Annotated in this window: 4 protein-coding genes; all 4 read right to left on the bottom strand. The window is 58.2% G+C overall.

Features of this window, described 5'->3' with window-relative positions:
* Positions 1 to 132 precede the first annotated feature (132 nt).
* From A372_RS0131340 to A372_RS0131325, 4 genes are read right to left on the bottom strand one after another with little or no spacing between them, the layout of a single operon-like run.
* The gene (locus A372_RS0131340; protein WP_019424903.1) at positions 133 to 6,606 is read right to left on the bottom strand and encodes a type I polyketide synthase; all 6,474 of its coding nucleotides are present in this window, start codon (positions 6,604 to 6,606) and stop codon (positions 133 to 135) included.
* Complete coding sequence (locus tag A372_RS0131335) at positions 6,603 to 14,387, bottom strand: type I polyketide synthase (protein WP_019424902.1); 7,785 nt, start codon at positions 14,385 to 14,387, stop codon at positions 6,603 to 6,605. The genes A372_RS0131340 and A372_RS0131335 overlap by 4 nt, the downstream gene beginning before the upstream one ends.
* Before the next feature lie 13 nt (positions 14,388 to 14,400).
* On the bottom strand, positions 14,401 to 19,128 hold the full coding sequence (locus A372_RS0131330) for a type I polyketide synthase (RefSeq protein WP_019424901.1): 4,728 nt from the start codon (positions 19,126 to 19,128) through the stop codon (positions 14,401 to 14,403).
* Complete coding sequence (locus A372_RS0131325) at positions 19,121 to 21,754, bottom strand: non-ribosomal peptide synthetase (protein ID WP_237728735.1); 2,634 nt, start codon at positions 21,752 to 21,754, stop codon at positions 19,121 to 19,123. Before A372_RS0131325 ends, A372_RS0131330 begins: the two co-directional genes overlap by 8 nt.
* Positions 21,755 to 21,771 lie beyond the last annotated feature (17 nt).

Here is a 21,771-nt window from a genome sequence, read left to right as displayed (position 1 = left end):
AATATCTTCATATGTATGATTCTGGAATACTAACAAACGCAATCATTATCCTATATTTCCCAAGCAAAAGCAAGGCACCTGCCATAAAGGATTCCTTTATCAGCAGATGCCTTGAATATGGTGCGCTCCGAATTAATCCATAACGGAGACACGAATGAACGGACACAATTGATGTATCGTTCGATATTTGAATAATTGCTGCCCATCCGTGAAGAGACCTTGCTTCTCCATTTCAATCTCGACACGGACAGAATGAAGGGAACTGCCGCCCAAACGGAAGAAGTCATCGTCAATTCCGATGTTGCCGATTCCTAGCACCCGCTCCCAAATTTGCACCATTGCCGCTTCCACCTCATTGGTCGGCGCACGGTATGCGGCTCTTTGCGCCTCCCCCTCCTCCGCTTCCTGCACCGGAAGTTGAAGCAGCCGGGCGGCGCTATAATATTGCAGCGGGATCAGTTGATGCCTGTGCAGCTGACTTTCCCGGCCGTCAACAGCTACCTCCCAGGTTGGCCGTTCTAAGCTTCGCTCTGCTGCAGAGACGAGGTCTTCCGTACGATTTCCTTCATTCCCAGCGCGCTGCGGCTCTTCGTTGCCGGGAAGGGGAGCGTTGTGGAAACATTGGATATGGCCGATGGTGTCGGGTAAATCTTCCACTGCATGCCGGAAACGCACGACCCGATCCGTCTCCTCCGTCACGACCCACTTTCCTGTTTTCAAAAAGGCCAGCATCGGTTCGTTCTTCCCGGTAAGCGTGCAGGCAGCTTCGATATAATCGGCCTGCCGTTCACGGCAGTATGGCTTCAAGGAACTCAGCACGGCAGCTTCTATTCCTCTTCCAAGAATCCGGCAGCTCAGGAGGAAGGCGTCCAGATGCAAGTTGTTGTCCTCGCATCTCGTAATGACCGCCCCGACCAGACCGTAGCGGCCGAATCTATCCGCGGCTTCAATCGCCCAGCACGTCGTATCAGGATTATCAAGAACGACTGCCAAGTCGCTCTCCGTGCTGCGGTTGGCGTTCAGCACAAATTGGTTGGTTCGCTGCATAAGCTGGGCAATGCGCGGCAGTTGCTCGGCACTCGCCTCGCTCATGCTCATCATCAGATCCAATTCATCGAGGAACGCCTGCAGCGATGCGGCCGATGCGCGAACTTCGCCGCGCTTGCGTTCCGTCGCGTACATCTCGGTTCTCTGCTTATCGTCTTCCGTCACCCGGATGCGGTCCAACGCCCAGACATGCTGCAGGAATGCCGGCATTTGCCGTTCGTCGGGGAGCTGCAGCGTGAGCACGTCTGGACATTTCGACTGAACCTCGGAACATTCTAGCGAACTGTCGTCGATTAGAATAAAGCTGTCCAATCCTAACCGGAGTTCCTCCGCCAGTTCCTTCAGATTTTCGGATTTTGCATTCCAATTAATGCGCCAGCCGGCGAGATGTTCCTTTTTCAGCAGCATGTCAGGATGTTTATCGAATACGTCCCACACATCCGTTTCATTGTTCTTGCTGACGAGCACAAGCAGCATGCCTTCCTGCTGCTTAGTCAGCAGATACCGCTGCAGCTCACGATAAGGCTCCCCGACCGTTAACCCTTCCGCTCCATCTTCAGCGCACACTCCATGCCACAGCGTATTGTCGCAATCCACCGCAATGACCTTGAACGGATGTCCTTGCCAAGCCAACAGGTTGCGTGCCGTGAATGTCCCGATTGCCGCGTAATATTCAGGCGTGAACGGCATATGCGCAGCTCGATCGGCGGCGGCATCATACGTTTGCTCGATACCAAACATCGCGCCAACCTCTCTGAAGTCGATGACATGGACATGCTCCAGCCGTTCCAACTCGCGCTTCCATCGGTTCGTCAGCTCCTCCAAATAACTCGCCATTACCGGAGAGGCCGTAAGTGATACCGACACGGGAAATACTCCCGCGAACAGCGGCCTTGTGCTCCACCCTGCGGAGATCGCCTCCACTAGGTCGGCGAGCGCGCGTTCCAGCTTCTTAATCTGTTCGGGCTCCGGCGAACGATCATCCCGCAGCCAATCCTCGAAGCGGACGAGCAACAGTCCGGCGTCGCCATCGGACGAGAGAGAGCTGCCCGGGTTCAAGAGCTCCTGAAACACTTGGTGATACGGCGCAAAACGGATGTCGATGCGCGTTCCGAATTGCTCCCCCCACCAGTTGACATAGGGGCGAATCGGCTCCGCCGTAAAGGTAGAGGCGGCCGTCACGGTAAAGGTACGTTCCGGTGCGAGATTGCGTCTCTTCGCGGCCAGTTCGCGCTGTTCTGCTTCGGTGAACAAGTTCAATTCCCCCAGCTCCTGCTCTGGGTTGGCCAGCACCAAGTCAATCAGCTCGGTAAAATGCCGCATCAGCCCCGCCATCGTCTCTTCGACGAACAAGGCGGTGTTATATTGCATTACGCAGAGCAGCCCTCCGTTATCCGCATAGCCTATATCGAGCTTGAAGTCGAGCTTGGAGATCCCTTTCGTAATGTCATAGTTCTCAAAGGTGAGCCCTTCGGCGTTCAGCACCGTATCACCGTCAAACTCGTTGTGGAAAATCATCATCGTGTCGAACAGCGGATTGCGGCCGCGCGGCAATTTCGCGGACAGCTTCTCCACCATCCGGTCAAACGGGAAATCTTGATTTTCATAGGCGTTCATCATCGTGTCGTTCAGAGTGCGCAGCTGATCGAGAATGGTGCGACGCTCCTCGAAGCTGACCCGGATCGGCAGGAAGTTGGTGAACATGCCGATCAGGTGTTCCACGTCGGCATGACGCCTGCCTGCGACCAGCGACCCGACCGTCACATCGTGTTGGCCGGTATATTTGTGCAGCACGATCGTGTACAGGTGAAACAGCAGCACGTTAATCGTGACATTTTGCGATTTGGCCAAGGCGTTCATCCGATCTGCCGTTTCCTTGGACAGGTTGAGCTTGTGCGCTCTGCCGACGAACGATTGGAATTCGGGCCGCTCGAAGTCGGTTGGCATATTCAGCACCGGAATGTTTTGCCGGAACTGGCTCATCCAATATTCCTCTTGCTTCCGAATAACATCCCCGCCTAGCAGACGGTGCTGCCATTCCGCATAATCTTTATACTGAATCCGCAATGACGGCAGATCTTTGCCTGCATACAGGTCGCTGAACTCCTTAATGAACACGTTCATCGACGCGCCGTCCGACACGATATTATGCATATCCATGAGCAGCACATGCTTTTCTGGCGCGAGCTTGACGAAGGCGGCGCGGATAAGCGGGGCTTGGCCCAAATCGAAAGGCTTAATGAACCGTCTCACTATCTTCTTCATGTCCTCCTCGTCTGCTTCGAGGCGCTCGACGGCAAACTTGAAGCTTTCGTGGATCTGCTGCACCGGCTCTCCGTCCACCATGTGGAACGAAGTGCGCATATTTTCATGACGGTGAATCAATTTGATAAAAGTGTCCTCAAACCGATCCGCGTCAGCATTTCCGTGCACCAACAAGGCCATCGGCATGTTGTAGGTGGTCACCTGGCCGATTTGCTGATGGATAAGGAATGTTCGCTTCTGAGCCGATGAGAGCTGGTAGTTCGGTTTCTGTTCCGCCGCCGCGATTGCCAAATATTCGTTTTTCTCCATTTGTCCAATATGCTGAGCAAGCGCGCTAATCGTCGGCATGCTGAAAATATCCGACAATACCAGCTCCACATCGAGCTCCTTATGTATCTTGGTGATGAGGCTGGTCGCCTTCAAGGAATGGCCGCCCAATTCAAAGAAATCATCGTGAATCCCGATTTCCTCGATGCCGAACAGATTCCGCCATATGGCTGCCAACGTCTCTTCCAGCGGATTCCGCGGAGCGGTAAACCCGCTCGACATCTCCCGTCGCGCATGCCGCTCCGTGCTGTCGGATTGCCCGGCGCTCTCCGTCGGTGAAGTTGAGTGCACGATGCGGATTCCCTCTTCATCGATCCAGAAGCGTCTGCGATCAAACGAATACGTTGGCAAAGGAATGCGATTCCTTTTCTCCTCCCCGTAGAAGCGGGTCCAGTCGAAATTCACGCCGGCATTCCACAACCGTCCGACTTGCTGGAGCAGATGCGTCACGTCCGACATGCTCTGCTGCGGATGCCGCATTAGGTTCACGAAGACGCGATCCCCCTTTGCCTCCGTATGACATCTTGCAAATGTGGTCAGCGCATTGCCTCCGCCAATCTCGACAAACGCAGCATCCAACTCGGCGAACAGCGTCGTTAATCCGTCCGCGAACCGTACCGTACTGCGCAGATGCCGCACCCAGTAAGCCGGGCTTACCGCTTCCTCGTCCCGGATCCACGTCCCCGTAACATTTGAAATAATCGGTGTGTGCGGCGGATTCAGCACAAGCTTGCCCACCTCACGCTCATATTCCTCCAGCATCGGCTCCATCATCGCAGAATGGAACGCGTGGGATGTATGAAGACGCCGGCAGTTGAGTCCTCTCTCCTCCAGCGAGGCAGCCAGTGCCTCAACCGCATCATGCGAACCCGACACGACGGCCATGGCAGGAGCGTTTGCCGCGGCCAGCGACAGGTCGCCGGACAGCAGCGGCAGCAGCTCCTCCTCAGTTAGCGGGACACTCAGCATGTCGCCGCCCGGCAGGCTCTGCATCAATTGGCCGCGGAGCGTGACCAGCCGGATGGCATCTTCCAACGAGAAGACGCCGGCGATACACGCGGCGACATATTCGCCAATGCTATGCCCGATCATTGCCTGCGGGTTCAGTCCCCACTTCATCATCAGCTTGGCAAGCGCGTACTCGACCGTAAATATGATCGGCTGCGCGATGTCCGTCCGGTTGATGAGAGCGCCGGCAGCTTCCGGCTCTTCGGCAGACGGATATAGAACCCGCTTCACCTCCTGACCGATCTCGCCCGGCATCTGTTCGAAGCAGCGGTTCGCTTCGTCGCGAAAGACCGGTTCCCGCTCATATAGCTCCCTTCCCATCTCGACGTATTGCGAGCCTTGGCCGGAGAACATGAATACAACCGGCTTGTCATCGGCAACGGCAATCCCGCTCTGGACATCGGTTGAATCGGGCTGCGCCAGCTGTCCGGCAGCTTCCTCTGCGCTGCTGCAGACAAGCGTGCGGCGATGCAGGAACGACGCGCGCCCCACTTGCAGCGTATACGCCATATCGGCCAAGGACACGTCCGGATGCTCCTGCAAATGCCGGGCCATCCGCTCGGTCAATCGGTGGAGCGAAGCTTCCGTCTTGGCGGACAAGGCGATCAACTGCGCCGTTCTGCCCGGGGAGGAAGCGGCGGCTGGCGGCGCCTCCTCCAAGACGACGTGTGCATTCGTGCCGCCGATGCCGAATGAGCTTACGCCAGCCCGCAGCGGGTAATGGTCGTTTTTCCAGTCGCTCAATTGGTCGTTGACATAGAACGGGCTGTTCTCGAAATCGATCTTCGGATTCGGACGTTCGAAATGAAGCGTCGGCGGCAATTGTTTATGGGCAAGCGCCAGCACGGTCTTGATGAATCCGGCTACCCCGGCGGCGTTATTCAAATGCCCGATGTTGGATTTTGCCGTTCCGATGCCGCAATACCGCTTCTTCTCCGTTTGAAATGCGGTTTTCAACGCTTCAATCTCGATTGGATCACCCAGCGTCGTCCCCGTGCCGTGCGCTTCGATGTAGCTGATGCTTTCCGGCTCCACTTCCGATACGTGATGGGCGGCACGAATGACGGAAACTTGTCCCGACGTGCTCGGTGCGGTATAGCCTACTTTCCGGTTGCCGTCATTATTAATCGCCGAGCCTTTGATGACGGCGTATATGTGGTCTCCATCCGCGAGCGCATCCTCGAGCGGTTTCAAGACGACGATGCCCGCCCCGTCTCCGAAGACGGTGCCGGCCGCCTGTTCGTCGAAGGCGCGGCAATGTCCGTCAGGCGAGTTAATCATGCCCTCTTGATAAAAATAGCCCGTTTTCTTCGGCAGTTGGATCGACACGCCTCCGGCAAGCGCCATGCTGCACTCCCCGCTCAGCAATCCTTGGCAAGCTAGGTGCACGGCGACGAGCGACGTTGAACAAGCCGTTTGAACCGTAAAGCTCGGTCCCTTCAAGTTCAGTTTGTACGACACGAGCGTTGCCATATAATCGCGCAGGTTCAGCATGGCCGTCTCCAGCGTGGCGGATTCCTCCGCCGTCCCCAATCCCTTGAACGCCCGCATGAACCAGTGGGAATTGAAGGCTGCGCCGGTGTATAGCCCGATGGCTCCTTTATACGCCTTTGGGTCGTACCCCGCTTGTTCGAGCGCTTCCCAGGAGCATTCGTGAAGAAGGCGAAATTGCGGATCCATGACCTCTGCTTCGCGCGGGGTATAGTCAAAAAACTCGGGATCGAAGTATTCGATGTCATCCAGCATCCCTTTTGCTTTCACATAGTTCGGATGACGCACCACTTCTGCATCGATGCCTGCTTCCAACAGCTCCTCATCGCTGAAAAAGGAAATGCTCTCCTTGCCGGTGCGGAGGTTATCCCAATATTCCCGCAAGTTTTTGGCGCCCGGGAACCTTCCCGACATGCCGATGACGGCGATTTCCGATCCGGTATATTCCCTTCCGTTCGATACGCTCATTGCAAGACCTCTCCTTTGCGTCTTTTTTCTTTTTGCTGCTGCTGCCGCTTCTTGCCTTTCGCCACGGAGTCGATCAGCTGATGCTCCATTTCTGCTTCCTCTGCCTCGTCCTGCCCATTCCGGTTAAGACGCTGAGCGAGCGCATGAATGGTGGGATAGGTGAACATATCGACGACAGCGATGCTTTCGTCCAACGCTTCGTTCAATTTGCCAGTCACTTGAATCATGTCAAGCGAACTCGCCCCCAAGTCAAAGAAATTATCGTGAATGCCCACTTGATCGATGCGGAAAAATTGTTTCCAAACGTCGGAAATTGCCTTCTCCACTTGGTTGCGCGGCGCGACATAAGGGTTGGTCAGGTTCGGCCTGACGAATGAGCTGCCGTCCCCAACCGGCTCTTCCTTCTTCTTGCCTGCGTGCCTAATCCATTGATCTATCCGCACCTGGAGGCCTCCCGTGGACACGATGATCTGGTTGCTGTCGCATGGGTTGAAGACGTATTGAAACAGCTCCGGCGCTTCGGCAGGCAATATTGCCAGTTCGACGAGCGATTCCCCGATCGTTGACTGGTGCTCCTCCCAGAACTCCCATGCATCCCAATTGACGCACAGCCACTTCGTCACGCCTTCCCGATTCTGTCTGCGTGCAAAAGCATCCATGAATAGGTTCGCAGCCGAATAGGCGCTGAAGCCGAGTCCCCCCAACACACTGGCGATGGATGAGAACAGGATGCACACATCCGCCTCTCTGTCGGCAAGCAGCCTTGCCAATATCTGCAAGCCTTGGACTTTGGCCCGGAACTGCTCGTCGGCTTGCTCCCCGCCGATATTTTCTATCGCGCGGAAGGAGTCGCCGCCAGGAAGCCCCGCCGCTTGCACGACCCCGTGCAAACAACCGTATGCGGTGTCAATGAACTTGAAGACGCGGCCCATCTGTTCTTCGTCGGACAGATCGGCCTGCATGTATGTCACCTCGGCGCCTAGCCCTTCCAGCTGCTGCACGCGCCTGATTTTGCGTACGACCGGATGTTCCTCGCCGTGTTCGGCAATCCAATGCTCATACTCGTCCCGGGCCGGAAAGCCGGAACGGCCGGTGAGGATGAGCCGCGCCCGGAAATGCTGCGACAAATATTCGGCCGTCAGCATCCCAATTCCGCCGAGACCTCCGGTGATTAGGTATACACCCTTCTCCCGGAATGGTGCGGCCGGAGTTTCTGCCTGGCGCAGGGCGATAGGCTTGTAGTTCTGCACCCAGCGGTAATGGCCGCGGTAGGCGATGAGACGATCCGAGGCCGGAACCGACAATTCTGCCATGATTTGAGTGGCAATGCGCCGCTGATGGCTTGCTCCTTCCGGCACATCGATGTCGATGCTCACGCACGTAATTCCGCTGTACTCCTGTTGGATGACCATGCACGGACCGAGCAGCGTCATTTTGCCTGGAGACAGCCGCTCCAGCCCTGTTACCTCCTGCATATCCGTCGACACGACGGCGATGCGGACATCGGCGGCCTCCTTCTGCTTGCGCAGCGCTTGAGCCAGATATATCAAACTGTAATACCCCAGTGCTTGCTGGCGCTGTTCAGCCGTTTCCGATCCGGATGACATCCCGGCCGGTCCGACTTCCTCATCAGGAGTGGAGACACTCCACAGATGGGCGACGCGATCCGGTGTGAAGTCCCGCTTCCGCAGCTCCTCCAGCAGCAGCGCGTAATGCTTCGCCGAGCCGGGGGAAAGCGTAAACGTTCCATCGTCGTGCGCGGCGAATGCGGCACCCGCCTTCACGGTTGCGACACGATCCCCGTCAAGGCGCACACGTTCGGCCAGCTCGTCCGCCACACCGCAGCCATCCGCGAATAGTAGCCAGCTATGCCCGTTCGGCTGCCTATCGTCCGGGCGCTCCTGCAGCAGCGAGCGTTCCCACGAAGGATAATAGAACCAATCCGCCATGTTCGGGTTTTTGCCGGAACGCGGCGCAGATGGACGTCCCGCCGCCAGCGGCTGATGTTGTTCGTCCAGCCAATATCGCTGCCGCTCCATCGGATATGTGGGCAGCTCGATGCGTCTGCGCCGCTCGTGCGCATAGAAGCCCTGCCAGTCCATGTCGACGCCAGCCAGCCAGAGGCGCCCGATTGTGTGCAGCAGATGGGCCGAATCCGGCACTGCTTCCTGGGGATGCCGAAGCAAATTAACGACTGCCCGCTCTCGCGAGGCGGCGAGATGCTTGCGCACGAACGTGCTAAGCGCATTGCCTGGCCCGGCCTCGATGAACACGGCGCGCGGATTGCTCAACAGCTCGTCAAGCCCGTCCGCAAAGCGCACGGTCGACCGCAAATGTCTGACCCAGTATTCCGCATCCGTTGCCTCTTCCGGCGTAATCCACGTTCCTGTCACATTGGAAATGAAAGGCATCGCCGGCTCATTCAGCCGAATCGAGCGCACTTTGTCCGCGAATGCCTCCAATATCGGATCCATCATGTGCGAATGGAACGCATGGGACGTATGCAGCCGTCGGCTCGCATAGCCTTTGTCGTCCAATAGACGGGCAAAGGCGTCAATCTCCTCGGACTCGCCCGCGACGACACACAATGCCGAGCTGTTGACGGCCGCCAGCGCAAGCCGATCCGGCAGCAGAGGGCGAAGCTCCGACTCGGGCAGCGCGACGCTGAGCATCGAGCCGGCAGGCAGCGCTTGCATGAGCCGCCCGCGAAGCGCGACGAGCTGCAGCGCCTCTTCCAGCGGAAATACGCCAGACAGACAGGCTGCGACATACTCGCCGATGCTGTGCCCCATCATCGCTTCCGGGCGGACGCCCCAGCGCATGAGCAGCTTGGCGAGCGCATATTCGACCATAAACAGCACAGGCTGCGCAATATCCGTCCGCAACAGGAGCTCCTCCTGAACGGCTTGGTCCAGCTCGTTCGGGAACAGCACCGCCTTCAGGTCAACCGTCATATGCGGTTGAACGAGTTCGAGGCAGCGGTCAACCTCGTCCCGGAACACCGGCTCATCGCGATACAGCTCGCGTCCCATGTTGACGTACTGGGAGCCTTGCCCCGGGAACATGAACACGACTGAACGGGATTGCGTTCCCGTCTCGGCCACGGCTATCTTGTCCGGCTCGGACGATGTCAGAATGGCGGCGGCTTCCTGCGCGTCCCTGCATACGAATGCAGCTCTCCATTCGAAGGCCTTCCTGCCCGCTTGCAGCGTGTACGCAACATCTGCCAGATTGACATCCGGATGCTGCGACAAAAACGCGGCCAAGCGCTCTTTTGCCTGAGCCAAGGCTGTGTCCGTTCTAGCGGACAGCAGCAGCAATTTGTCACCTCGGCCCTCGCCAGAGGCTTCCGCGATAGGGGCCTCCTCCAGAATGACGTGCGCATTGGTGCCCCCGATGCCGAATGAGCTAACCCCAGATCGCAACGGATAGCGGCCGCTCTCCCAAGGTGTCAGTTCGGTGTTGACGACGAACGGGCTGTTGACGAAATCGATATTTGGATTTTCCCGTTCAAAATGCAGGCTCGGGGGAATTTGCTTCGCTTTCAACGCGAGCACCGTCTTGATGAAGCCGGCTGCACCGGCCGCGCTGTTGAGATGCCCGACGTTGGACTTGACGGATCCGATGCGGCAAAATCCTTTTTCCTCGGTGCGGAATGCCTCTTTCAACGCTTCGATCTCGATCGGGTCCCCCATGTTGGTGCCCGTTCCGTGTGCTTCGACATAAGTAATGCTCTCCGGCTCCACTCCTGCCATCAGATGGGCTGCACGGATGACTTCGGCCTGTCCCTTCGTGCTCGGAGCGGTGAAGCCCACCTTGCGCATTCCGTCATTGTTCAGCCCGAAGCCCTTGATGACGGCATGTACCACGTCTCCATCCGCGATGGCGTCGCGCAGCCGCTTCAAGATGACGACGCCGACGCCGTCGCCGAACACAGTCCCTGCCGCCTGTTCATCGAAGGCGCGGCAGTGTCCGTCCGGCGACTGAATCATGCCGTCTTCGTACAGGTAGCCGCTCTTGTGGGGAACGCTGACGGTGGCGCCGCCTGCCAATGCAATATCGCATGCGCCCGCCAGCAGCCCCTGCGAAGCCAATACGATGTTGACCAAAGAAGTAGAGCAAGCCGTCTGCATGGAAATGCTCGGACCGCGTAGATTGAGCTTATACGACAGCTGCGTGCTGAAAAATTCACGGTCGTTAAGCAGCATGGCGCTGAATCGTTCCGTCCCGCCCAATTCGGCGGCAAAGCGGGAGACCCACTCCAGATTGGGAGTCGCGCCCGCATATACCCCGATCAGCCCCGGATAGGCGTCCGGATTGTACCCGGCAGATTCGAGCGCTTCCCACGCGCATTCGTGAAACAGCCGCAACTGCGGGTCCATAAGCTGCGCTTCCCGCGGCGAATAGCCGAAAAATGCGGCATCGAACTGGTCGAACCCGTTCAGAACACCTTTTGCTTTGACATAAGAAGGATGGGAGACGAGCTGAGGATCAACGCCTTCCTGCAGCAGTTCCTCGTCTGAGAAGAACGATATCGACTCGACGCCATCCCGCAAATTGTGCCAGAACTGCTCGAGGCTGTCCGCACCAGGGAATCTGGCGGCCATGCCGACGACGGCAATCTCCAGTCCGTTCTCCTCGTCAGATACACGTTCCCGTTGCTCCCGTTCCTGACCAGCCCTCGTTCTCATCTGCTCGGCCCGTGCCAATCCCTCTTCAATGGCACGCAGACGCGCTTCGTCCTTTTCCTCTGTCGCCTCCGTCGCCGTTCCCGCCCCTTCTTCCCGCAGAAACGCCGCCAGCGCACGCACAGTCGGATAGGAATACAGGGTGACCACGGGAATGTCCTTGCGCAGCTCCTCTGCCATCTTATCCGCCAATTGGGAAATATCGAGCGAACCAGCCCCGATTTCAAAAAAGTTGTCGTTCATGCCGAGCTGCGTAAACCCAAAATGGCTCTGCACAATGTCCGCAATCGTATGCTCGATAGCGGACGCCGGCACCATGCGGACAGTTCCCATGTCCCGCTGGCCGCCATCGTTCTCCGCCGCCCCCGCTTCCGTGCGGGAGCCTTTCCGCAGAGCTGATTCCCGGCGCATGCCGCCCAATGTCAGCGGCGTGCCTTCCACGGAATATCGCCGGCGTTCGAACGGATATGTCGGCAACGCAATCCGGCGACGGCATTCTTCCGTATAGTAGCCCGCCCAATCGATCCTCACGCCAGCTATCCACACTTTGCCGAGCTTCTCCAGCAGATAAGCGTCATCCGCGGCTTGCTCCTGCGGATGGCGGACGAGATGATGTACCTCATGCTCTCGCGTAATAGCCTGCTGCTTGCGGATAAAGCTGCTCAACACATTGCCAGGCCCTACTTCGATAAAGACCGCCTGCTTCTCCTTGAGCAGCTCCGCCGCTCCGGCGGCAAATCGCACCGTATCCCGTAAATGCCGCGTCCAGTAAGCGGGATCGGCGGCATCCTCCGCCGTCATCCACGTTCCCGTCACATTGGATACGTACGGGATGGATGGGGCGGACAGCGCAACCCGCTTGACTTTGTCCGCATAGATTGCCAATATCGGCTCCATCATCGCCGAGTGGAACGCATGCGACGTATGCAGCTTCCGGTGCGCCACCTGCCGCTCTGTCAGCTTCGCTTCGAAGGAGGCGATCGCTGCATGCGGCCCCGATACGACGCACAGTTCCGGTCCGTTGACCGCCGCCAGCGATAATTCCGCGGGAAGCAGCGCGCTCAAGCTTGCTTCGGACAGCGAGACGCTCAGCATCTCTCCGGTCGGCAGTTCCTGCATGAGCTTGCCGCGCAGGGTGACCAGCTCCAGCGCATCCGCCAACGAGAGCACGCCTGATAAACACGCGGCTGTATATTCCCCTATGCTGTGCCCAATCATCGCGCGCGGCTGAATGCCCCACGACATCAGCAGCTTGGCGAGCGCATATTCGAACGCGAACAAAGCAGGCTGAGCCGCTTCCGTCTGGTTGATCCGATCCGCTACTGGCGGGCTTGCCGCGCTGCCGTTCGCTTGATTCAGCACCTCTCTAGGGTCGACACCGCCCAACGAGACGATGATATCGCAGCAACGGTCCAATTCTGCGCGGAACAGCGGCTCCTTCCGGTACAAATCCAGCCCCATGTTCACATATTGCGAACCTTGTCCAGGGAACAGGAAGATAACCCGGGCCTGATCGCGTTCCGACTCGCCTGTATGCACTTTAGCGTCTGCAGGAGATGTCAATCGTGCAAGAGCTTCACGGGCATCGGAGCAGACAAGCGTTCTCCGGAACCGGAATCGCTTACGCCCCGTCTGCAGCGTGTACGCCGCATCGGCCAGATCGACCTCAGGACGAGTCCGCAGAAAGTCGGCGAGATTGCGGGTCGCACGCTCCAATCCGTCCTCCGTCTCGGCCGACAGTACAAGCAGCTTCAAGTCCCGCCCGGCCGATACCGCCGTCATAGGCGGCGCTTCCTCCAATACGACGTGGGCGTTCGTGCCCCCGATGCCGAATGAGCTGACTCCAGCCCGAAGCGGACCACCCTCTCTTTCCCAACGGGTCAGCTCCGTATTAACGGAAAAGGGCGAGCTTGCAAAATCGATTTTTGGATTCGGGCGATGAAAGTGAAGGCTTGGCGGGATCTGCTTATGCTGCAGTGCCAGCACGGCTTTTATAAAGCCCGCGACCCCGGCGGCAGCGTCCAGATGGCCAATGTTGGACTTGAGCGATCCTATTTTGCAAAAGCCCGTTTTCTCAGTGGCAAAAGCAAGCTGCAGCGCCTCCACTTCGATCGGATCGCCGAGTGCCGTCCCTGTACCGTGCGCTTCGATATAGCCGATGCTCTCCGGGTGCACCTCCGCCATTTGATGGGCGGCGCGGATGACCTCGATTTGACCGTTCGTGCTCGGTGCCGTATACCCGACTTTCCGGCTGCCGTCATTGTTGATCGCCGAGCCCTTAATGACCGCGTGTATGGTGTCGCCATCCGTAATGGCATCGGTCAGCCGCTTGAGAACGACGATCCCGATGCCGTCGCCGAACAAGGTCCCGTTTGCCCCTTCGTCAAAAGGCCGGCAATGACCGTCGGGCGATTGAATCATCCCTTCCTGGTACAGGTAGCCGGTTTTGCGCGGCAAATTGATCGAGACGCCACCAGCCAGAGCAAGATCGCATTCTCCGCCCAGCAGCCCCTGACAAGCGAGATGGATGGACACAAGCGAGGTGGAGCAGGCCGTTTGCACGCTCACGCTCGGACCTTTTAAATTCAATTTGTATGAAATTCTCGTCGTAAACGACGGATTGTTCAATTGTAAAATTTGAAAATGATCGCTTGCATGGGAAGCGCCTATAAACTGGCTTGCAACCCAATACGTGTTGGGGGAAGCTCCCGCGTAAACCCCGATTAATTTATCTTCGGATTCAGGAGTGTACCCCGCATTCTCCAACGCCTCCCACGAACATTCGTGAAACAGACGAAACTGCGGATCGACAAGCTCCGCCTCCCGCGGCGTGTAGTCAAAAAACGGCGCATCGAACGATTCCACGTCCTCCAGCATCGCCTTTGCCTTTACATACTGAGGATGCCGAAGCGCTTCGGGGTCGATCCCTGCCTCTTTCAGTTCTTCATCCGTAAAAAACGTGACCGATTCCACGCCATCGCGCAAGTTTTCCCAGAACTCCCCCACGTTTTTCGCTCCAGGAAATCGTCCTGCCATGCCGATAACGGCAATTTCTAAGCCGGTTCCTTCGTACATCCCGTTTGATTCACTCATCTTGCCACCCCCTTCACGTTCTATCACGCTTCTGCAGCCGCTGCTTCAACCTATGTTTCCCCTCGTGTATCTGTCCGGAGCGGTCCGCCGTCTCTTCAGAGACTGGTTCCCCCGCTCTTGCGCGTCTAAGCGATTCAGCCAACGCATGAACCGTCGGATGGCTGAACATGTCAACGACGGACACTTCATACTGCAATGCACGCTGCAGCTTCGTGTTCATTTGAATCATATCGAGCGAAGTGGCCCCAAGCTCGAAGAAGTTATCGTGTGCGCCTACTTGATCGATGCCGAGATAGTCCCGCCACAGCTCGGCCATCGTCTGTTCCAGCTCGTCTTCCGGCGGCACATACGCCGTGCTGACATCGGGGCGGATCGCTTTCGGTCCAGCGCCGCTCTGCTCCCCCTCTATCAGCGTTTGCAGCGATGATGCACGGGCGGCTTGCATCCGCAGCGGCAAATCGACCGTCGATACCGTCACCTGCGGCAAATGGAAACCAAGCGCTTGCCGGAATACCGCGACTCCCTCTTCCGGCAGCAGCCGTGTCAGCTTGTCTGGACCTTGTGCGCGTACTCCCGCTTGCGCGGACGCCGTCGCGATCTCTTGCTCCGCCGCTGCGGCCATCCCTACGACCTGCCAGCCGTCCCAATCGATTGAGACAACATGTGTGCCGTCTTGCGCTCGTTTGTAGTGGGCGTAAGCGTCGAGATAGGCATTGGCTGCGCAGTACCCTGCCTGCCCCACTGCGCCCAGAACGCTGACCAGAGAGGAGCACAGCAGGACGAAATCAAGCCTCATTCCTTCCAACACCCGCCCCAGCACCCGCGTACCGGTCACCTTGGCTGCCAGAGCGCGTTCATCAATCTCCCGTGTGCGCCGTTGGATTAACGCTCCGTCTGCCGTTCCGGCCGCATGAATGACGCCATGAATCGCTCCAAAACGGGCGACAGCTTGGGCTACGATCTGCTCCATCCGCGGAACATCGCATACGTCTGCGTTGCAGATCAGCACCTCCGCTCCATGCCGTTCAAGCTCCTCCAGCTTCATCAGCTTGGCCGTCAACGCTTCGTCTGTCGGATGTTCAGCAGCACGGCGCCGCCAGTCCGCTCCGCCAGGCAACCCCGAGCGGCCGATCAGGATCAGCTTCGCCTGCACAGTCTTGGCCAAATGTTCAGCCAGCGCTAAGCCAATACCGCCTAGTCCCCCTGTTATAAGGTAAACGCCTTGCTCCCGCAGGCCGCTGTCGGATGCGCTGACAGCGGCTGCCGGAACCGGGACGTATTTTTGCACCCAGCGGTACGTGCCGCGGTACGCGACCATCATGTCAGCGGAAGAGGCGGTTATTTCCGAATACAATCTTTCGGTGAGCGCTTGTTGCCCCCGCTGCTTCGGTTCATTATCTTCATGTACAGATGCAATATCGATGCTGCGGCAGCGCACGTTGGCATACTCTTGCGGAATGACGAGGCACGCGCCAAGCACTGCCGCTTGTTCCGGCTGCAGCCGCTCGTCCCCAGTCACCTCTTGCATGTTAGACGTAATAACCGAAATGTGCAGTTCTTCTTCCATGCCGCTTGCTCCGATGGCCTGTGCCAGCGCAATGAGGCTGTAGAAGCCTCTTTCAAGCACCCTCGCGCTGTAGGAAGAACTCCATACACCCGTTTCGCCTGCCTCCGCCGCCAGCCAAGCGTGTACAATCCGGTCAGGCCGTGTGCCCGCATCCGTCAACTCCCGCAGCAGTCGAGCATAATGCTCAGGTTCCCCAGGGGCTATCTGGTACGACTCCCCGTCCAGCTGCGTGAACGCATCGGATGGATAGATGGTGATGACGGAGTGACCGGCTTGCTTCAGCCGGGAAACCAACAGCGCCCCAATACCGTGCTCTGCGATGAAGACGAGCCAGCGGCTTGCGGTTCGGCCGACAACCAGCTCTTCGCGTAACAGTGATCTCTCCCAGACGGGGGTGTACATCCACTCCTGCACGGTTTCCTTTTTGTCTAGTCCGACGCTATCGTTCAGCTTCGGGGCGTGCGTCTGCTTGCGCACAAGTCCCTGCTTCAGAACATCCGTCTCGAATGGCGGATCGACCCAGTAACGGCGGCGTTCAAACGGATACGTCGGCAAAGCCGTCCGCTTGCGCCGCTCGTAGGCATGGAACGCTTTCCAATCCGGCCGCGCTCCTTCCAGCCACAGGCGTCCCACCTGCTGCAGCAAATAATCGTCGTCGCGCGCTTGCTCCTTTGGATGCCGGACGAGATTGACGACCGCGTGGCGTCCAGTTTTGTCGGGATGACGGCGCACGAACGCGCTTAATGCGTTGCCCGGCCCCACCTCCACAAACACGGCTTTGTCGTCCCGCAGCAGTTCGCGGAGGCCGTCGGCAAAGCGGACGGTGCCGCGCAAATGCCGGACCCAGTAGTCAGCAGCGGCAGCTTCTCCCTCCGTAATCCAGTTTCCGCTTACATTCGAAATATAAGGGATGACCGGTTTGCGCAGCGTCACCCCGCTGACCTTCTCGCGAAATGGCTGCAAAATCGGTTCCATCATCGCCGAATGAAAGGCATGGGACGTGTGCAGCTTCGTGCTGGCCTGCCCCTTCTCCGCCAACTGCCGTTCCAGTCTGTCAATCGCGTCATACGGCCCCGACACGACGCACAGCGCCGCACCGTTAACCGCAGCCAGCGACAAGTCGTCATCCAAGAACGGTTCCAGCTCTTGCTCCGACAGCGGCACGCTGAGCATCGCTCCTGGCGGTACGCTGTGCATCAGTCTCCCCCGCAGAACGACCAGTTCCAGCGCTTCTTCCAGCGACATCACTCCCGCCAGGCACGCAGCCACGTATTCGCCCGCGCTGTGGCCGATCATGGCACTCGGTTTCAGCCCCCATTTCATCAGCAGCTGCGCCATCGCATACGAGAAGATGAACATGACGGGCTGTGTCACGTCCGTCTGCTTGATCCGCTCGCCGCAGTCACTGACGGCGTCATCCCCGGCGGGGTACAGAATTTCCTTCAAATCGGCTCCGAGCAGCGGACGGACGATGTCAAAGCACCGGTCCGCCGCCTTGCGGAAGTCCGGCTCCCTGTTGTATAGGTCCAGCCCCATGTTGACATACTGCGCGCCTTGCCCCGGAAACATGAACACGAGTCGAGCCTGATCGTTGTCGCAGATGCGGCTGTGAACCCGCTCCGGCGGCATGGTTGCCAGCAGCTCCTGCGCTTCCTCCGCAGAGGAACAGACAAGCATGCGGCGATGCCGGAACGCCCTGCGGCCGATGTGCAGCGTGTAAGCCGCATCGGATAACGGCATGTCGGGATGCGTCCGCAAATGCTCGCGCATGCGGACCGTAGCCTGCTCCAGTCCGGATTCCGTCTTGGCCGACAACAGAAGCAGCTTCGGTGCTCTTCCTTCGTCTCCGTCCGCTTGCGGCGGCGCTTCCTCCAGCACGACATGCACATTGGTTCCGCCGATACCGAACGAGCTGACGCCGGCCCGCAGCGGATGATGCTCATTCGTCCACTCCGTCAACTCCGTGTTGACGACGAACGGGCTGTTGGCGAAATCGATTTTGGGATTGGGCGTATCGTAATGCAAGCTTGGCGGAAGCTGCTTGTGCTCCAGCGACAGCACGGTCTTGATGAACGCCGCGATACCAGCCGCGCTGTTCAAATGACCGATGTTCGTCTTGACGGATCCGATACGGCAAAACCCTGTTTTCTCGGTCTGAAAAGCCAGCTTCAACGCCTCGATTTCAACTGGATCGCCCAGCGTGGTGCCCGTACCGTGCGCCTCAACATAGCTGATGCTCTCAGGCGTGACCCGGCTCATCCGCTGCGCCGCCCGGATGACCTCTGCCTGACCCTCGATGCTCGGAGCGGAATATCCAATCTTGCGCGTGCCGTCATTGTTCGCCGCCGAGCCTTTAATGACCGCGTAAATATGATCGCCGTCGGCCACAGCCTGCTTCAAAGGCTTAAGCACGACGACTCCCGCGCCTTCCCCGCCGACGGTCCCCTTCGCTCTGGCGTCAAAAGCCCGGCAATGCCCGTCTGGCGAGCTGACCATCCCCTCTTCATACAGGTAGCCTTCCGTATGGGGAACCGTTACGGTAACTCCGCCAGCCAAAGCCATTCTGCATTCGCCCATCAAGAGCGCCCTGCAAGCCAGATGGATGGCCAGCAGCGAGGTAGAGCAAGCGGAGTCGACGTTGACACTCGGACCTTTCAAATTCAGCTTGTGGGCAATTCGCGTGCTCAAAAAATCTTTGTCCGACAAAGCCAGTGCGGCGAATTGCTCAGCCGTGCTCTCGCTGCGCGAAAGCATGGCCACCAATTGCCAGTAAATACTGGCGGATGCGCCAGCAAACAGCCCGACGGCGCCATTCGTCTGCTCGGTATCGTAGCCGGCGTGCTCCAGCGCCTCCCAGGCGCACTCGTGGAACATTCGCAGCTGCGGGTCGATGACCTCCGCCTCGCGCGGCGAATAATCGAAAAAGTCGGAGTCAAACCATTCTGCATCCGGCACAACCGCCTTCGCTTTTACATATCGAGGGTGCCGAATCATTTCAGGATCGACCCCCGCCGCCTCGAGCTCTCCATCGGTAAAGAAGCGAACCGACTCCACCCCGTTTTTCAGATTACCCCAATATTCCTCCACATTTCGCGCTCCGGGAAATCGGCCCGCCATACCGATGACGGCGATTTCCAGACCGGTCGCTGCTTGCGTTTGTTGGCCCTTAGTCATCGTACGCCCCCTCCAGAATGAGCAGCGTCTGCTCCATCGTGTCGAATCCCGCATCCATTTCCTCGGTGTCAGCCATATCTTGGGACACCTGGACTTCGCCACTCTCCAGCCGTTGCAAATAATCTCCGAGCGCCGTAACCGTCGTATATTGAAACATGACGGGCACAGGGATATCGCGGTCAAACGTTTCCTTCAGCTTGTTGACAACCTGCACGAGCTGAAAGGAGTTCCCTCCCAGATCAAAGAACGTATCCAGCACCCCGACTCTGTCTTCGCCGATGCCCAATACTTCGGCCCAGATTCGGACCAGCGTGTTCTCGATATCGCCGCGCGGCGCAACGTATTCCTTTCCGGTATGAACGTGCTCTTTCGGATTGGGCAAGGCTTTCGTGTCCAATTTTCCATTAGCCGTTGCAGGCAACTGCTCTAAGCGAACAAAATAAGCCGGAATCATATAGGCCGGCAGCCGCGCGGCCAGATGATCCCGCAGCGCGGCCGCAGACAATCCGGCCGGGCCAGTATAGTAAGCGCACAGCATGTTCTGTCCGTTCTCATCCTCGCGGACGTGGACGACCGCTTCGCGGACGGCCTCGTGCTGGCGCAGCAGCATTTCGATTTCCCCGGGCTCGATGCGGTATCCGCGCACCTTCACCTGGTCATCCTGACGGTTCCAATACTCCAGTGTGCCGTCCGGGAGCCAGCGGCCTAGATCGCCCGTCCGGTACAGACGCTCTCCGGGAACAAACGGATGAGGCACGAACTTGTCCGCCGTCAGCTCCGGTCTGCCGAGATAACCGCGGGCCAGCCCGACACCCGCTAGGCATATTTCGCCGGGCACGCCCAGCGGCAGCAACTGAAGATGCTGGTCCAGCACATACACTTTGGTGTTGTCGATCGGCCTGCCAATCGGGATGCCGCCCGCTGCCGTATCGATTTCGGCGAACGTGGTCACTACCGTATTCTCGGTTGGCCCGTAATTGTTGAACAACCGATAGCTTCCCGGCTTGTATCGTTTCAAGCGGTCTCCGCCCGTCAGCAGTATCCGCAATGGCATATGCTCCAGATTCGGCAAATCCATGAACTGCTCGCACATCATCGTGGGCAAGAAGGCGATCGTGATGCCGCGCTCTGCAAAAAAAGCTTTTAGCTTATTCACATCCAGCCGGATATCCGGAGGAACGATATGGATGGATGCTCCCGCAAGCAGATAAGGGAACACTTCCCACACCGATGCGTCGAAGCCGAATCCAGCATACTTGATGCTGCGATCGGATTCCGTTACGTTGAAAGCGCGATTGTGCCAAAAGGCCAGATTGATGAGTGAGCGGTGTTCGATCATGACGCCTTTCGGCCGTCCGGTAGAGCCTGACGTATAGATGACGTAGGCCAGATCATCCGGACGGCTGGCTAGCGTTACATTCCCTGTTTCTTCGGTGAATAGATCGACGTCATCAAGGCACAGCACATCGCGGTCAGCCGCTCTGTCGGCAAAAGGCCGCTGTGTCAGCACCACGCGCGCACAGCTGTCCTCCAGCATGAACGCAATGCGTTCGTCCGGGTAATCCGGGTCTATCGGCAGAAATGCCCCGCCGGCCTTGAGGGTAGCGATCATGCCGAGCATCATGTCGGCAGAAGGGCCAAGCAGCAATCCTACGATTGCGCCCGTCCCTACCCCTTGTAACTGCAGCTTACGTGCCAACTGATTCGCCTTCTCGTTCAGCTCACGATACGTTAGCTGAACGCCCGCACTGACGACGGCCGACGCATCCGGCGTGCGCGCTGCCTGTTCCTCGAACAATTGCTGCACGGCTTGATGCTGCGGATAATCGGCCGAGCATCCAGCCAGCGTGCCGAGAAGCCTTTCTTTCTCCCCCGGAAGCAGAACATGGACGCTGTGCAGCGGCTGATCCGGATTCGCCAGCGCCTCCCGCAGAAGAAGCGTGTAACGGGAGACGAGGCTTGCAATCGTGTCGCTGCGGTAGAGCTGCGCGTTATATTTGACGACACCGTCAATCCCGTCCTTCGTCCTGCGGAACGTGAACAATGTCGTCCACTTCACATTCCTGAAATACCGTTCATCGTGAATGTTTTCAAGCAGCAATGCCGTTTCGAACAACGGATGGGCGATCGGATCGTCCGTCGGAAGCGCCAGCTGCTCCGCCGCCATTTCCATCGGATAGCTCTGATGCTCCACAGCCGCCACAATCGTGTCCTGCATCTGAAGCAGGCATTGCCTGAACGAGATCGAGCCATCCACGCCGGCCCGCAGCGGAAGCACGGTATTGATGAACTCTGCTTCCTCCCGCTGCTTGTAGATTGGAGTTCCCACTACGATATCGCTGCGATTCGTCATTTTGCCCAGCAAGGCAACGAGCGCAGCTGATAACACAACATGAAGCTTCGAATCCGATTCTGCGCATACTTGCAGCAATCGGGCTGCCAGGTCTTGCGGAAGGACAAATGCGGCTTCTTCCGCCGACATCCCGGTTCCGCGCGCATAATCATAGGGAAAGCCGCTTTTTTCATATTCGCCGGACAAAGCGGCCAGCCAATATTCCCGCTCCTTGCCTTTTTGGGAAGCCGCCACCGCCAGCCGATCCAATCTGTTTTCCGACCCCACTGCCATTCCTCCCTTTCTTCCGT

The organism is Paenibacillus sp. OSY-SE (genome assembly GCF_000283315.1).
Classification (GTDB): domain Bacteria; phylum Bacillota; class Bacilli; order Paenibacillales; family Paenibacillaceae; genus Paenibacillus_B; species Paenibacillus_B profundus.
Note: the sequence above shows the minus strand (reverse complement) of the source record. Positions and strands in the feature narration are given on the sequence as shown.